Genomic DNA, 16,016 nt, shown 5'->3' on the forward strand with positions numbered 1-16,016 from the left:
CGTGGGCCCCCCGGCCGCCGGCGGCGGGGCTCGCCTGGACCCGGCGGCCGCGGACCGACTGACGGCGGCTCGGGCAGCACTGTCGGACCTGAGCAAGGAAGTGTCGGTGCCCGTGGAGAATCTGCTCCAACCCGACCTGGTCAGGCGCCTGTGCTGGGACTGGAAGTTGGAACCCGACTCGGACATCACCGAAGTCGAGAGCGCAATCGAGACCAAGCTCACTTCCGGTGGCGCACGTGGCTGGCAACGCACTTTGACGGTTCCCGTCCTCGCGGAGGCACTGAACTCCGTGGTCCCGGCCGAGCCCGAAGCGGAAGAGCCTGAATCCTGACCTGACCCCGGTGTGAGGTTGGAGCAATTCGGCACGTTAAGTTACCGGTCAGTAATGGGCAGTAGTACGCTCGATACGAGGCCGGACGCCTGGCCGTGATCGCCGAACCAACGTCTCACTGCACTTCGGAGTGGTGGGCAGCTCCATCAGGAGGAATTCGCGTGGCTCCATCCACAAACAACCAACGCAACGTCGTCTTCGTCGACGGCATTCGCACCCCGTTCGGCAAGGCCGGCCCGAAAGGCATGTACGCCGACACGCGCGCAGACGATCTCGTCGTCAAGGCGATTCGTGAGCTGCTTCGCCGTAACCCGCAGCTCGATCCCGCACGGATCGACGAAGTGGCTGTCGCAGCCACCACGCAGACCGGTGACCAGGGCCTGACCATCGGCCGCACCGCTGCGATCCTCGCCGGTCTCCCCGAAACCGTTCCCGGATTCGCCATCGACCGCATGTGTGCCGGCGCGATGACCGCCGTCACCACCACCGCGTCGGGCATCGGCTTCGGCCAGTACGACGTCGTGATCGCCGGTGGCGTCGAGCACATGGGCCACCACCCGATGGGTGAGGGCGCAGACCCCAACCCGCGCTTCCTCGCCGACCGCCTGGTCGACCCGAGCGCCCTCGTGATGGGTAACACCGCCGAGAACCTGCACGACCGGTTCCCGACCATCACCAAGGACCGCACGGACGCCTACGCCGTCAACAGCCAGAACAAGTACGACGCTGCCAAGAAGGCCGGCTTCATCGCCGACACCCTGGTCCCCGTCGCCACCCGCAGTTCCGCGGGCTGGGGTCTGGCCACCGAAGACGAGCCGCCGCGCCCCGGAACCACCGTCGAAGATCTCGCGAAGCTCAAGACGCCGTTCCGCCCGGCCGGACGCATCACCGCCGGTAACGCCGCCGGACTCAACGACGGCGCCACCGCAGCACTGCTCGCCGGTGAGGACACCGCAGCCGAGCTCGGCCTGCCGGTCGGCATGCGCATGGTGGGCTTCGCCTACCAGGGCGTCGACCCCGCCGTCATGGGCATCGGCCCGGTTCCCGCCACCGAGAAGCTCCTGGCACGCACCGGCCTGAAGATCGAGGACATCGGACTCTTCGAGATCAACGAGGCGTTCGCCGTTCAGGTCCTCGCATTCCTCGAGCACTACGGAATCGCCGACGACGACCCGCGCGTCAACCAGTGGGGCGGCGCCATCGCGTGTGGCCACCCCCTCGCTTCCTCGGGCGTTCGCCTGATGACGCAGCTCTCCCGCCAGTTCGCGACGCGTCCCGACGTGCGCTACGGCTTGACCACCATGTGCATCGGACTCGGCATGGGCGGCACCGTCATCTGGGAGAACCCGAACCACGCTGACTACCAGGCAGGGGTTAACTAAATGTCTGATATTGCAACAGCATTCGCCGACGAGGTCGTGACGAACGCCTACACGAAGATCATCTCGGTCCCCGGCATCGACGGCCCGTTTGCACTGATCACCCTCGACAACGGCTTCGACCACACCAAGCCGTCGTCATTCGGTCCCGGCGGACTCGCAGCATTCGACGCCGCCCTCGACGAAGCCTTCGCAGCCAACCCGGTTGCCATCGCCGTCACCGGCAAGCCGTTCATCTTCGCCGCCGGCGCGGACCTCAAGGGTGTTCCCGCGATCACCTCTCGCGAGCAGGGACTCGAGCTGGGCCGCTTGGGTCACAAGGTGTTCCGACGCCTGCGTGAGTCGTCCGTTCCCACGTTCGCCTTCATCAACGGTGTCGCTCTGGGTGGCGGCCTCGAGGTCGGCCTGCACAGCCACTACCGCACGGTTGCCGCCAATGCGGGCGCACTGGGTCTTCCGGAAGCATTCCTCGGCCTGGTCCCCGGTTGGGGCGGAACGCAGTTGCTCCCCAACCTCGTCGGCCCGTCGAACGCCGTCACCGTGGTGATCGAGAACTCGCTGAACCAGAACAAGGTGCTCTCCCCCAAGAAGGCACTCGAACTCGGCGTCGTCGACGTCGTTCTCGATTCTGCCGACTTCATCGAGCAGTCCCTCGCCTGGGCGTCGCAGGTCCTCGCCGGCACAGTTACCCCCGCTCGCCCCGAGATCGATCGTGGCCAGGGCTGGGACGACGCGATCGCTCGTGCGAAGGCGATCGTCGACGRCAAGACCAAGGGCAACGCTCCCGGCGCCGTCAAGGCCGTCGAGCTGCTCGAACTGGCTCGCAGTACCGACATCACCGATGCCGCCTCGCTCGACAAGGGCTTCGCGGCCGAKGACGAGGCTCTTGCCGACCTCCTCCTGACCGACGAACTCCGTGCAGGTCTGTACGCCTTCGATCTGGTGAACAAGCGCGCCAAGCGCCCCGCCGGAGCACCCGACCGCTCGCTCGCCCGCAAGGTCAGCGGCGTCGGCATCGTCGGTGCCGGTCTCATGGCCAGCCAGCTCGCGCTGCTCTTCGTCCGCCAACTCAAGGTGCCGGTCATCCTGACCGACATCGACCAAGAGCGCATCGACAAGGGTGTCGGTTACGTCCACACCGAAATCGAGAAGCTCCAGGGCAAGGGGCGCCTGTCCCCCGACGCCGCGAACCGTCTCAAGGCCCTCGTCTCCGGCTCACTCGACAAGGCCGCGTTTGCCAAGACCGACTTCGTCATCGAAGCCGTCTTCGAGAACATGGACGTCAAGAAGAAGGTCTTCGCGGAACTCGAGCAGTTCATCGCTCCCGAAACCATCCTCGCGACCAACACCTCGTCGCTCTCCATCACGGAGATGGCGTCCGAGCTGAAGCATCCCGAGCGCGTGGTGGGCTTCCACTTCTTCAACCCGGTTGCCGTTCTCCCACTCCTCGAGATCATCAAGGGCAGCAAGACCGACGACGCTACGCTCGCAACGGCTTTCGCCACCGCGAAGTCACTGAAGAAGTCTGCTGTCCTGTGCGGCGACAAGGCCGGCTTCGTCTTCAACCGCCTCGTCACCCGCACCTTGGGTGAGGTCATGTCCGCCGTCGACGAAGGCACCCCCTTCGACGTCGCGGACAACGCCATCGCCGAACTCGGCATGCCCATGTCGCCGTTCACCTTGCTGGCCCTCGTCGGACCCGCAGTGGCTCTGCACACCGGTGAGACCCTGCAGGAGTCCTACCCGGACCGGTTCAAGAGCTCACCTGGACTCGAAGCACTCGTCGAGGCTCGCAAGCCCGGCGTGTGGACCTGGGGCGAGAACGGTCAGGCCGTCGATCCCGAGGTCGCCGCACTGTGGCCGCAGGGTGACAAGGTGTCCACTTCGGAAGAGGTCCTCGAGCGCACACGTCGTGCGTTTGCCGAGGAAATTCAGATCATGCTCGACGAGGGCGTCGTAGCGGCAGCCGAGGACATCGACCTCTGCCTGCTGCTCGGCGGCGGGTTCGGATTCTGGAACGGCGGCATCACGCCGTACCTGGACCGGACCGGTACCTCCGAGGCTGTCAACGGCAAGCGCTTCCTCGCGCCTGGTGTTGCCAGCGTCTGAGTCAGTCGATCGACCCGTCACGGACGGCGTGCCTTCGGGTACGCCGTCCGTGGCGTTTGCGCAGGTTCAGAATAGGGTTCCCACATCGTCTTTCACGATGTTCTCGAGCGCACGCTCCGCGACGGCGGCGATAGTCATCGACGGATTGCACGCAGCGGAGTTCCCCGGCAACAGAGCGCCGTCGAGCACGTACAACCCCCGCTGGCCCAGAACCCGACCATCAAGATCGCACACCGAGTTCATGCAGGCACCGCCAAGGGGATGCCAGGTGGACGGCAGTAACGCGTTGGTGTCGGTGAGCAGTCCTCCTGCCGCGATCCGCTGGGCCGCAGGTCCGATGTGGCCTTGCTGGATCGCAGAGTCGCCATCCCTCGGCCAACGGAGCACCGCCTCGCCTCGCGCTGAGTCGTACACGAACCGACCTCGGTCGCTGCTGACCCCGAATCCGACCATCACCGTGCTGTGAGCGTCGAACGCCACCGGCGGGAACGACGCCTGAATGACGGTGAACGCGTTATGCGGGTCGTCCCAGTTCCGGCTGCCGTAGACGACCGGCCCGCCCTGTGTCGCACCGAAATTCTCCGCGAGATCCGACCAGATGTAGATCCGGTCGGCATTGGTCCCCCATCCCGCGCCGAGTTCGTCGGGCAAATCCGTGATCCGCCCCGTTGCTGCGGCGCGGACCAGGAGTTTGGTGGTGTTCATGCTGCCGGCAGCCATCACGAGCGCATCCGTCGTCAAAATCTTGTTCTCGAGAATCTTGCCGGAAATGTCGGTCCGGTCCACGTACACACGCCACCGTCCGTCGGCCGCCCGCTCGACATCGGTGACCTGGTGCAGAGTCTCCACATTCACCAATCCGGTCGCTTCCGCTGCCGCAATGTAGGTGACATCCACCGAATGCTTGCCCCCGTTGTTGACACCGAGCGCGCCGTCACCGTTGGTGTACGACGGCTTCATCTCACCCCGCAGTTCGGCCAACGCGTAGTTCCAGTCGATCGGCATCGGAATCTTCGACACGGGTAGACCGGAACGCGTTGCGTTACGCGCGAATACACGTGCCGCCTCGTAGTTCGGGCTGGAAATCAGTTCGTCGGGTGCAGTTTCCACTTGCAACATCCGCGCCACCCGCGGGTAATGGACGCGGTCCATTCGTGCGTAATCGAGCTCCTCCGGAAAGTGCGTGTTGAAGACCGCTTCTTCCGGTTGCAGCGTCATCCCTTGGTACACAAGCGATCCGCCGCCCACCCCGGCTGCGCAGATCGCGGTCATGTTCTCACCGGTCACCGTCTCCAACAAACCCGCGTATGGCTCGAAGATCGCCGGCCTGCCGAACAGAGTCGGGTTGGACTGATGCCAGAGGATACGCTTGTCCGGACTGGCGGGATGCGGAAAAGTTTCGGCATTCGGCCCGGTCTGCCACCGAATCCCTCTCTCCAGCAGGGTGACCGGAACCCCGGCCTCGGCCAAGCGAAGTGCCGTCACCCCTCCGCCGAACCCCGAACCGATAACCACGACACGGTGCACTTCACGTGTCAGCGGAATCCCTGTTGCAGCCTTGGCAGTGCGTGGCGCCATCATCGCGACTCCCACGGCGGCCGTACCGGCCAAGAACGATCTACGTTTCACTCCGGACATGACTGGTGCTCCCTCGAAGAATGTCGCCAGAGAATTCCGGGCACGCCAAAACTAGACACTCTAACGCTCGAGTGTCAAGGTTTTGGCGGAGCAGGCGAGGAACTACGAGGTCGACCGGATTGCGGGCCCGAGCCACCTCGAGAGAAAGGCCCGCAAGGAGTCATCGGAATGGACGAGGTCACTGTCGAAGGCAACAACCGAAAGCCCCAGTCGCACGGCAATTTCCACTATCTCATCCAACTCCGCCTCCGTGGCGAGGCCACGTTCGACCATAGGGGCGAGCATCTGACCAGCGAAAGGTATTGCTCGACTCATCATTTCGAGATCGAAGACAGGGTTTCCCCGCTCGGCGAGGAGCAGAGTCGCGAGCACCGGGTGAGCACGCACGGCAGTTCGCGCGGCAACGATGAATTCGACGACATAGTCGCACGCCGTGTCGACCGACTCCACCTGTGCCGTGATCTCCCCGAGAACCTCGACAGCGAGACCGCCCATCGCCTGGGAGACGACCTCTTCACGTGTACCGAAAATCGAGTACACCGTCTGGCGCGAGACACCGGCCGCGGTGGCAACTGCGGCAATGTTCACAGCCTCGAATCCGCCACCTTCGATCAGTCCGAGGGCGGCGCCGAGAATCTTCTGCTGTGATCGCACGAGGAAAGTATCGCCCACCGAAACGGCGCCCTGAGAAACGCGGTCCAGATCCGACTCCCACCTGCATAAACGGCACAACCGGTTTCGTTTGGCTGCCGAAATTTAGTAGGTTAGGCTGCCCTTCATGAAAACTTCTGTTCGGGGCTTCACTGCCCTCGGTGCGGCTGCAATCGCGGTCACCGCACTTGTCTCGTGCTCCTCGGATTCAGGCACATCCACGACATCCCAAGGTACGGACGGATTCCCCGTCAGCATCGAGAACACCTTCGGCACCACGACCATCGACTCGAAGCCCGAGCGCCTCGTCACCCTCGGATGGAACGCGCAGGACATCCTGTACGCACTCGATCTGACTCCGGTCGGACAGCCCAAGTACACCTACGGTGCGGACGACAACGGCGTCATGCCCTGGGCCCAGGACTACTTCGACGCGGACAAGACAACGCTCTTCGACATGCCGGCCAGCGGAGAACCGCCGATCGAGTCCATCGCGTCGTTGACCCCCGACGTCATCCTGGCGCCGTACGAGGGCTTCGAGGAATCCGTCTACAACCAACTGAGCAAGATCGCACCGACGGCCGCTTATCCCGGCGCAGCGTGGCAGACGTCCTGGCAGGACCAGACCCGCATCGTCGGCAAGGCAGTCGGCAAGAGCGAAGAGGCCGAGAAGCTCGTCGACGGCCTCGACGCGACTCTCGCCGATACCGCCGCAGCCCACCCGGAGTTCGCCGGAAAGACATTGGCAGTGGTCAACTTCGACACCGATTCGAGCAACATCAACGTCTATCTGCCCACCGACCCGCGGGTCCAGGTGCTGACGGAACTCGGATTCGTCAACGCGCCGGGCGTCGAGAAGCTCGCCGCGGACAATGCAGGTGGATCGTTCTTCAAGACGATCTCCTACGAGAACATCGCCGACATCGACGCCGACGTGATCGTCGGCTTCACCGACGGCTCCGGTGATCCGTCCGGCATACCCACAGTCGGTGGACTCGACGCGGTCAAACGCGGATCCACCGCATTCCTCAGCGACACCCGCGTCATCGGCGGACTGAGCAACGTCAACGTCCTGAGCACGCCTTGGGTCCTCGGCCAGATCACACCGACGTTGAGTGAAGCCGCCAAGCGCGCGACCGCCTAGAAACGGGATTTTCACGACACCCTCAAAGCCAACTCCCACGGCATGAACTACACGAGCGGGTTCACTCTGAAGCCTGACGCCACAAGCACGATCCTCGAGATGTACTTCTCCGGGGAATCCGAATCCACTTCACGTATCTCGAAGATCTTCACAGCGGTATTCGGTCGATTGGGCGCGCGGGTGACCCGGAAATTCATGGCAAAGGATCTCGAGGACATCGCAGCCAAAGCTGAGAGTCTCGCGGGTAAGTAAACCGCCCTCACCTGCATCGACATTATTGTTTGCATAGTCACTGCAATCAATACCTTGTCTCTGCGTCCGGTTGTTTCGACCTGGGAATGGACTCAGCTGGATAACGGCGCGTGAGTCCCCGCCAAATCTCGTCCGGTGGGCGTAGCGTGCAGAGTGCTCGCGGATGGATCGACGCATCGGGGTGTCGACCGTAGGGCCTTTGAGGGGGCAGGAATGGCATTCAGCGGAACCGCCTCCGGCGGTGGATCCGGCGCTACTCGCGCCGACGTCGGACATGCAGTGCTCTTCGCCGGCGCCGCCGCGCTCGGCGGTTTTCTGTTCGGATACGACACCGCCGTCATCAACGGGGCAGTCGGTGCGATCCGAGACAAGTACGACATCGGCGCCTCGGGCACCGGGCTCACGGTCTCACTGACTCTGCTCGGCGCAGCACTCGGCGCCTGGATCGCAGGCACACTCGCAGATCGCCTCGGCCGCATCCGCGTCATGCAAATAGCCGCGGTGTTGTTCATAATCGGCGCCGTCGGTTCCGCAGTTCCGTTCAGCGTCTACGACCTCACGTTCTGGCGCGTGGTCGGCGGCCTGGCCGTCGGTTTCGCATCGGTCATCGCTCCGGCGTACATCGCGGAGATCTCTCCCGCTGCGATTCGCGGCCGTCTCGGTTCGATGTACCAATTGGCGATCGTTCTCGGAATCGCCGTGTCGCAGTTGGTCAACTACGCACTCCAGGCCGCGGCCGGTGGCGATCGCAATCAGATCGCGGGCCTCGAGGCCTGGCAGTGGATGTTGATGCTCGAAGCCGTTCCCGCAGTTCTGTATCTGATCATGACGACCACGATTCCCGAGTCGCCGCGATTCCTCGTAGCGCAGGGCAAGGACGATCGCGCTCGCAAGATCATCTCCGACCTGGAAGGCGGCGATCACGACGCCGTCACCGAGCGGATGAACGAGATCCGCGACTCGCTCAGCGAGAAGCAAGCCAAAACCACGGTCCGCCAACTCTTCTCGAAGCGACTAGGTGTCTCCCACCTCGTGTGGGTCGGTATCGCACTCGCCGCACTGCAGCAGCTGGTCGGTATCAATGTGATCTTCTACTACTCCAGCACCCTGTGGCAGGCAGTGGGATTCGGCGCCGACCGCTCCCTTCTGATCAGCGTCGTGAGCGCCTTGGTCAACATCGTCGGTACGTTTGTCGCCATCGCCGTCATCGACCGGGTCGGTCGAAAACCGCTGTTGTTGGTCGGTTCCGCCGGTATGGCCATCTCACTGGGCACCGCGGCATTCTGTTTCCATTCGGCAACAGTGACCAAGAACGAGATCGGCGAATCTGTGGCCACGCTGACCGGAGCCAACGCGACTATCGCACTTATCGGTGCGAACGCATTCGTGTTCTTCTTCGCTCTGTCCTGGGGCCCGGTGGTCTGGGTGTTGATCTCCGAAATGTTCCCCAATCGCGTGCGTGCTGCAGCAGTAGGAATTGCGACCGCCACCAACTGGGTCGCGAACTTCCTGGTCTCCTGGACGTTCCCGGCACTGGCCGATTGGAATCTGTCGTACACCTACGCCGGCTACGCCGTCATGGCAGCGTTGTCACTGTTCGTCGTCCTGCGATTCGTGAAGGAAACGCGAGGCAGCACACTCGAATCCGTCCAGTAGCGAGATCTCACGGTTTCACACCGAAAAGCGGTGGCCCTCGGATTGATCCGAGGGCCACCCGAGTTCCTTGTGGATGGCTTCGCGGCTGGCGTGATCGAGGAACTGCTGAGGAACGCCCATGTCGCGGCACGACGTGTGCACTCCGGCGGCACGCATCGCGGCCGAGACCGTCGAACCGATGCCGCCGTGCAGACCGCCGTCTTCGATGGTGACCACGAGGGCGTACTTGTCCGCCATCTTCACCAGCGAATCCGCGACCGGCAGAACCCAACGCGGATCAACGACGGCAACCGAGATGCCCTGCTTGTCGAGCCGCTCGGCAATCTCGAGCGCCAAGGATGCAAACGGGCCCACCGCGACGAGGAGCACGTCGCCGCGCTCACCCTCGCTGGCCTTGAGGACGTCGACCATTCCGTCGAGTCGCTTCACTGCCGGAATCGCTTCGGGTACAGCACCCTTCGGGAACCGTACGACCGTTGGACCGTCGTCGACGAGAAGCGCCTCGTCCAACTCTTCCCGCAGTGTGTCTGCATCACGCGGTGCCGCGACGCGAATCCCCGGGATGATTCCGAGCAGCGAAAGATCCCAGACGCCGTTGTGGCTGGCACCGTCGACTCCGGTGACCCCGGCGCGGTCGAGCACGACTGTCACCGGTTGTTTGAGCAGTGCGACGTCCATCAACAACTGGTCGAAAGCCCGATTGAGGAAGGTCGAGTAGATAGCAACGACGGGGTGAAGGCCGCCAAGTGCAAGACCGGCGGCCGAGGTCATCGCATGCTGCTCGGCGATACCGACGTCGAAAATCCGATCGGGGAACTTCTCACCGAAGGCCGCGAGGCCGGTGGGCCCGGCCATCGCCGCGGTGATGGCGACGATGTCCTCACGACGTGAAGCCTGCTCGATCAATGCGGCCGAGAAGACCGACGTCCAGTCCGGCGCGGACGACTTGGTGCCGCGACCGGTGACGGGATCGATGACGCCGGTGGCATGCATCTGGTCGGCCACGTCGTTCTCGGCGTGTGCGTAACCGTTGCCCTTACGAGTGACGGCATGCACGATGACCGGTCCGCCGTAGGCCTTCGCCCGGCGCAACGCCGATTCCATGGCGGCTTCATCGTGTCCGTCGACCGGTCCGAGGTACTTGATACCCAGATCGGTGAACATGACCTGAGGGCTGACAGCGTCCTTGAGACCCGCCTTCATTCCGTGCAGGACGGAGTACGCGGTGCGCCCCACCCAGGGCAGTCTCTTGACCATGCGTCGGCCACTGTCGAGGGCGCGCTCGTAACTCGGCGCGGTGCGCAGTGCCGAAAGATGGTCGGCGAGGCCGCCGATGGTCGGCGCGTATGAGCGGCCGTTGTCGTTGACGACGATCACCACCGAACGGTCTTTTCCGGCTGCGATGTTGTTGAGGGCTTCCCAACACATTCCGCCGGTCAGGGCGCCGTCACCGACGACGGCGACAACGTGGCGATTCTGGCCCGTGAGCGCGAAGGCCTTCGCGAGGCCGTCGGCATAGGACAACGCGGCGGAAGCGTGAGAGGACTCGACCCAGTCGTGTTCGCTCTCGGCGCGGCACGGATACCCGGACAGTCCGCCCTGCTTACGCAGAGTGTCGAACTGATCCTGACGACCGGTGAGGATCTTGTGCACGTAGGCCTGATGGCCCGTGTCGAAGATGATCGCGTCCTGCGGCGAGTCGAAAATTCGGTGCAGTGCGAGGGTCAACTCCACGACGCCCAAGTTGGGCCCGAGGTGACCACCGGTCGCAGCGACCTTCAGCACGAGGAACTCACGAATCTCGTCGGCCAACTCCGTCATCTCGGCGTGGCTCAACTGACGTAGATCGTCAGGACCCTGAATGCGGGCAAGAACACCCAACGAGATCGCTCCCTCCGTGCTTCACAGCTGCACCGGTGCGCGCCGCGGCTGTCTTCGCGACAGTGCTGCCAGTCTACGGAGCGTTCCGGCGAACCGACACGCGGACTCGGCCCGAATCCGGTGTGACTTCGCGTAACAGCGAAATCTCACGGATCGCTCGTGATCGCAATCACAGACAAATGGGATCCGTCGCAATCGACTCGACAACTCTTGTTCCACAAAACGACCGCCATGTCGGCTTAAGGTCGACATATGGGAACTGTGGTCGAAGACCTGATAACGCGAGTGTTCGACGAAGTCCGATCACTCGACGAGGGCGAGTTGGCCGACTACATCCCCGAACTCGCGGCGGTCGCCCCCGATTCGTTCGGAATCTGCATCGCCACCGTCGACGGTTACGTCTACGAGATCGGCGACTCGCGAATCCCGTTCACCATTCAGTCGATCTCGAAACCCTTCACCTACGCCTTGGCTCTCGCCGATCGGGGAAGCGAGGCGGTTGCCGCGAAAATCGACGTCGAACCATCCGGCGAGCCGTTCAACGAAATCAGCCTCGACCCGCTCACCGAACGGCCACGAAACCCCATGATCAATGCCGGGGCGATCACCGCTGCATCACTGGTCGCCGGCCCGAATCCCGAGGCCCGCTTCGAGCGCATCCGCTCGGCGTACTCGAGGTACGCGGGCCGCGAACTGGCATTCAACGAGTCGGTCTACACCTCCGAGGCGCGCACCGGTCACCGCAACCGCGCGATCGGACACATGCTGCGATCCTTCGACGTCATCACCGGCAATCCCGACGAGGCCGTCGACCTGTATTTCCGTCAATGCTCGATCGACGTGACCTGCCGCGACCTGAGTCTGATGGCTGCGACGATGGCGAACAACGGTGTCAATCCGCTCACCCACGAGCGCGCGCTGGCTCCCGCGGGCGTCGAACAGGTCCTCAGCGTCATGGCTACGTGCGGCATGTACGACGGCGCCGGCAAGTGGCTGGTAGAGGTCGGATTGCCGGCCAAGAGCGGCGTCGGCGGCGGAGTCCTGGCGGTTCTGCCCGGCCAGATCGGCATCGCGGTGTACTCCCCCAGGCTCGACGTTCACGGAAACAGCGTTCGCGGAGTTGCGTCTGCCCGTGCACTGTCGAAGGAACTCGAACTGCACTTCCTCCACGTGACGCGGGCGTCACGCTCGTCGATCCGGGCCAGATACAGCGTCATCGAAGCACCGTCGCGAGTACGACGCACCCCGACCGAACAGGCTGTGCTCGACGACGTCGGCAAGCGCAGCCGGGTCTACGAACTGCACGGCGATCTCCTCTTCACCGGTGCCGAATCGGCGGTCCGCGAAATCGGCTCGGTGGACGAGGGCCTCGAAGTTGTCGTCATCGACGTCCGCCGTGTCGACGACGCCAGCGACGTCGCAGTACGCATGATCACCGCGCTGCAGGTTCAACTGGCCGAGCAGGCTTGTGCGGTGGCCGTCGTCGATCCGCAAGGACTGCTGGGACAACGAAGTTCGAGCATCGACCCCGCCAGAAGAAGTGGTCGGGTTTTTGCGGATCTCGATTCCGCCATGCAGTGGTGCGAAGACACGTTGCTTGCGGTGCATTGTGAGGCCGAACGGCAGGCGTCGACGATCTCGATCGAGGACCACCCAGTTCTCGATGCTCTGTCAGCGGCACAGATCGAGGGATTCTCGGCAGAGTTGGAGACTCGTACCTATGCCCGCGGCGAGAAGATCGCCCGCCGAGGTGAATCGGCGTCTGGCTTCTACCTGATTCTCAGTGGCCAGGTCAGCACCATGTTCACCGACGCACACGGGGTCGAGCACCGCATCACGACGCTCTCCGCCGGAATGACGTTCGGCGAGATGACGATGTTCCTCGACACTCCGTTCCTCAACGACATCCGCGCCGATTCCACGGTCACCGTGGCCGTGCTGACTCCGGAGCGATATGCAGAACTGACCGCGCAGGCACCCGAGTTGAAACTTGCGCTGCTCGAACGACTGGCTGCGGGAGCCTACGAGCAATTGGACCTGRTGTTGCGGAGTGTCATATCCGCCGGACGAATCGGATAGGAAGTACACATGCCGACCACCGCCCTCACCTCGGAGCCGTCCACTGTCACGGTGACCGGAACTGCCACTGCAACAGCTGTTCCCGACATCGTGCGGCTGACGATCGGAGTATCGGTGACGCAGACGGCCGTTTCCGACGCATTCGACGCCGTCGCGCGTCTGTCCACTGCTCTGACCGAGACCCTGCACGCGCGCGGTGTGCGCGGAGCGGACCTCACCACCGCCGGGCTGAGCGTCCATCCGCAGACTCACTGGAGTGACGGAGGCCGCCAGGAGACAACAGGATTCACCGCATCGACAACTTTCCGAGTCGTACTGCGAGAGCTGGAGCCGGAAGCGGCGAACTCCCCCGCCGCCGTCATCGCGGCGTGTGTATCGGTGGGCGGCGACGCGATTCGGCTCGACGGGCTCGAGTTCGACCTCGACGACCGCAGCGATCTGGCGACAAAAGCACGCGAATTGGCATGGACGGCAGCCGAATCGAAAGCCAGACAGTTCGCAGACCTGGCAGACAAAGATCTGGTCGAAGTTCTCGAGGTGCTCGAGGACTTCGACCAGATCGTGCCGATGCGCGGACGTGTCGCGGCGATGAAAGCGGATTCGGCCCCGATAGCCGTCGAACGCGGAGAGATCGAAGAATCGATCTCTGTCCGCGTTCGATGGGCTATGGCGTGACAGAACTGTTCAGAAGACGCGGCCGGCGGTAGACCAGCCGGGCATGCGGATCAGCGAGTGAGGTTCTTCTCTTCGCGCTCTTCTTCGTACTTCTGCTCGGCGTCAGGAGTCGCGATGTCGATCGTGGTGCGCAGCGGACGGTTCGGGATGAAGATGACCGACACGAGCGTGACCACAGCGACGACGGCTGCGACCAGGAAGATCCGTCCTGTTGCGTCGCCGTAGGCGAACCGAACGATCTGCGAGACGAAGTCAGGCATATTGCTCAGGTCGAGGCCGTCCTGGAGGCTCTTTCCAGCTACTGCCTGCTGCTCGGGCGGCAAGGTGGAGACCGAATCGACTGTCAGTGTCTTGACGCGGGTCGCAAGAATCGAACCGAGCACCGACACGCCGATCGCGCCGCCGAACGTGCGGAAGAACGCCACGATACTGCTGGCCGCACCGATGTTCTCGACGCTGACCGTGTTCTGCACCGCGAGCACGATGTTCTGCATCAACATTCCGGTACCCAGACCGACGATGGCGATGAAGATTCCGATGGTCCAGAGGCTGGTGGCGTGGTCGATCGTCGACAGCAGCCCGAAACCGACCAGCAGCAGAACTGCGCCGGCGACGATGAAGGGCTTCCACTGACCGAACTTGGTGATCAGCTGTCCCGAGCCGACGGAGGCGACGAGCATGCCTGCGACCATCGGAATGGTGAGCAATCCGGCTTCGGTGGGATCGAATCCGCGTGCGGTCTGGAAGTACTGCGTCAGGAAGGTCGTCGCACCGAAGAGGCCGACACCGACTGCGATCGAGGCGATGATCGCGAGAGCAGTTGTGCGCTCGGTGATGATCTTGATCGGCAGGATCGGATCCTTGACCTTGGATTCGACGAACATCGTCAGGCCGAGCAGGGCCAGACCACCGATGACGAAGAAGGCCGACTCCTTCGAGAACCAGGCGTAGTAGTCGTCCTGACCGGCAAACGAAACCCAGATCAGCAGGACGCTGACACCGGCGGTGAGCAAGGTGGCGCCCATCCAGTCGATGGAGACGTTGTCCTTCTTCACGGTCTCGACGTGCAGTGTGCGCTGAAGCAGGAACAGTGCGATGACTGCCAACGGAACACACACGTAGAAGCACCAGCGCCAGCCGGCAGTGTCCACGAGGACGCCGCCGAGGATCGGTCCACCGGACATCGAGACGGCCATTGCCGCACCCATGTATCCGGAGTAGCGACCACGATCTCGCGGCGGGATGATCGTGCCGATGATGGCTACGACGAGAGCAGTCAGGCCGCCCATGCCGATGCCCTGGATGACACGTGCACCCAGCAGCAACGGAACATTGTGCGCCGCGCCGGCGATGACCGAGCCGATCACGAAGATGACGATCGCGGTCTGGACCAGGACCTTCTTGTTGTAAAGGTCGGCCAGTTTGCCCCAGATCGGCGTCGATGCCGCAGTGGCGAGCAGTGCCGTGGTGATGATCCAGGCGTACTGCGTCTGAGTTCCGTGCAGTTCACCGATGATCGTGGGAAGCGCTGTCGAAACGATGGTGCTGCTGAGCAGCGCGGTGAACAGCGCTGCGATGAGTCCGGTGAGTGCTTCGAGAATTTCGCGGTGAGTCATCGCGCCCGCTTCGCGAGCCGATCCGTCACCTCCGGTACTTGCCCGGGTTTCTCCTACTGTTGCTGCCATGTGCCTTATCTCCCAATACTTTCTACGCCCGTGTGCGGAACTGCCGGTGAGGCCTGCCGATTCGATGCGCCGAACGTCTCGTTGAGACGTTGCAGCGATGTCACTGCGGCCATGGCCTCTTCCTGGCTCCAGTCTTCGAGCATGTTGCGCAAACGCGCCGCACGCCGCTGCGTGGTTCTCCGTAAAACGTCGTGTCCCTCTTCCGATACTCGGATGCGGAACGCCCGCTTGTCAGCCGGATCGGGATTTCTCTCGACATACCCAGCGTCGACCAGATCCGACATTTGCCGGCTGAGCGACGACTGACTGACACACAGATCGACGGCCAATTCGTTCTGTCGGCACTCCCCACGCGCTGCCAGCATGAACAACACACTGACCAGCGCAGGCGGCAGCAGGCTGTCTGCACCGGTGGTGACCGCGGCTCGCAGCGATCTGCCGAACATGAAGATCGTGTCGACGAGCGCTTGGGCCGTCTCCGGCTGTACCGACATTGCCTACCCCTGAATTCGAGTGGCTCGAACGAGCCGTGACTT

Annotated in this window: 12 protein-coding genes and 1 pseudogene; 8 read left to right on the forward strand and 5 right to left on the reverse strand. The window is 63.3% G+C overall.

Translation table 11 applies throughout. The annotated features are described in order from the left end of the window. The 3 genes and pseudogenes from AC1DWA_RS31725 to AC1DWA_RS31735 all read left to right on the forward strand — a co-directional run. Window positions 1–331, forward strand: a pseudogene (locus AC1DWA_RS31725) (ribonuclease D); the annotation flags it as partial. A 161-nt stretch (window positions 332–492) separates the two neighbouring features. After that, window positions 493–1,713, forward strand: a complete 1,221-nt coding sequence (locus AC1DWA_RS31730) for a thiolase family protein (RefSeq protein ID WP_003942598.1) — start codon at window positions 493–495, stop codon at window positions 1,711–1,713. Beyond that, entirely contained in the window at window positions 1,714–3,819 is a 2,106-nt protein-coding gene (locus tag AC1DWA_RS31735; RefSeq protein WP_477917500.1) for a 3-hydroxyacyl-CoA dehydrogenase NAD-binding domain-containing protein, read from the forward strand. It abuts the gene before it with no gap. 66 nt (window positions 3,820–3,885) lie between these two features. Here AC1DWA_RS31735 and AC1DWA_RS31740 read toward each other — a convergent pair whose 3' ends face one another. Next, window positions 3,886–5,457, reverse strand: a complete 1,572-nt coding sequence (locus AC1DWA_RS31740) for a GMC oxidoreductase (protein WP_080910839.1) — start codon at window positions 5,455–5,457, stop codon at window positions 3,886–3,888. A 102-nt stretch (window positions 5,458–5,559) separates the two neighbouring features. Continuing rightward, window positions 5,560–6,111 (reverse strand): TetR/AcrR family transcriptional regulator, encoded by a 552-nt coding sequence (locus AC1DWA_RS31745; protein WP_029255269.1) that lies wholly within the window; start codon window positions 6,109–6,111, stop codon window positions 5,560–5,562. A 124-nt stretch (window positions 6,112–6,235) separates the two neighbouring features. Between AC1DWA_RS31745 and AC1DWA_RS31750 the strand changes: the two genes are divergently transcribed. The 3 genes from AC1DWA_RS31750 to AC1DWA_RS31760 all read left to right on the forward strand — a co-directional run bounded on the left by AC1DWA_RS31750 (window position 6,236) and on the right by AC1DWA_RS31760 (window position 9,160). After that, window positions 6,236–7,252, forward strand: a complete 1,017-nt coding sequence (locus AC1DWA_RS31750; RefSeq protein ID WP_021334297.1) for an iron-siderophore ABC transporter substrate-binding protein — start codon at window positions 6,236–6,238, stop codon at window positions 7,250–7,252. A 42-nt stretch (window positions 7,253–7,294) separates the two neighbouring features. Continuing rightward, a complete protein-coding gene (locus AC1DWA_RS31755) occupies window positions 7,295–7,504 on the forward strand; it encodes a hypothetical protein (RefSeq protein ID WP_021334296.1) in 210 nt (69 codons plus the stop codon). Between the two features lie 213 nt (window positions 7,505–7,717). Next, a complete protein-coding gene (locus AC1DWA_RS31760; RefSeq protein WP_020907569.1) occupies window positions 7,718–9,160 on the forward strand; it encodes a sugar porter family MFS transporter in 1,443 nt (480 codons plus the stop codon). 15 nt (window positions 9,161–9,175) lie between these two features. On the opposite strand, the gene dxs is transcribed toward AC1DWA_RS31760, so the two are convergent. After that, complete coding sequence (gene dxs, locus AC1DWA_RS31765; RefSeq protein ID WP_477917502.1) at window positions 9,176–11,041, reverse strand: 1-deoxy-D-xylulose-5-phosphate synthase; 1,866 nt, start codon at window positions 11,039–11,041, stop codon at window positions 9,176–9,178. 252 nt (window positions 11,042–11,293) lie between these two features. Here dxs and glsA point away from each other — a divergent pair, with 252 nt between their 5' ends. Then, complete coding sequence (gene glsA, locus AC1DWA_RS31770; protein ID WP_477917504.1) at window positions 11,294–13,120, forward strand: glutaminase A; 1,827 nt, start codon at window positions 11,294–11,296, stop codon at window positions 13,118–13,120. A 9-nt stretch (window positions 13,121–13,129) separates the two neighbouring features. After that, the gene (locus AC1DWA_RS31775; RefSeq protein ID WP_019748257.1) at window positions 13,130–13,795 is read left to right on the forward strand and encodes an SIMPL domain-containing protein; all 666 of its coding nucleotides are present in this window, start codon (window positions 13,130–13,132) and stop codon (window positions 13,793–13,795) included. A 50-nt stretch (window positions 13,796–13,845) separates the two neighbouring features. On the opposite strand, the gene AC1DWA_RS31780 is transcribed toward AC1DWA_RS31775, so the two are convergent. Both AC1DWA_RS31780 and AC1DWA_RS31785 read right to left on the reverse strand, forming a co-directional pair. Beyond that, window positions 13,846–15,480 carry an MDR family MFS transporter gene (locus AC1DWA_RS31780; protein WP_021334295.1) on the reverse strand — a complete coding sequence of 545 codons (1,635 nt, stop codon included), beginning with the start codon at window positions 15,478–15,480 and terminating at the stop codon, window positions 13,846–13,848. 5 nt (window positions 15,481–15,485) lie between these two features. Then, the gene (locus tag AC1DWA_RS31785) at window positions 15,486–15,974 is read right to left on the reverse strand and encodes a MarR family winged helix-turn-helix transcriptional regulator (protein WP_003942624.1); all 489 of its coding nucleotides are present in this window, start codon (window positions 15,972–15,974) and stop codon (window positions 15,486–15,488) included. Window positions 15,975–16,016 lie beyond the last annotated feature (42 nt).

The sequence above is a fragment of the Rhodococcus sp. P4_F3_2 genome (genome assembly GCF_056401335.1).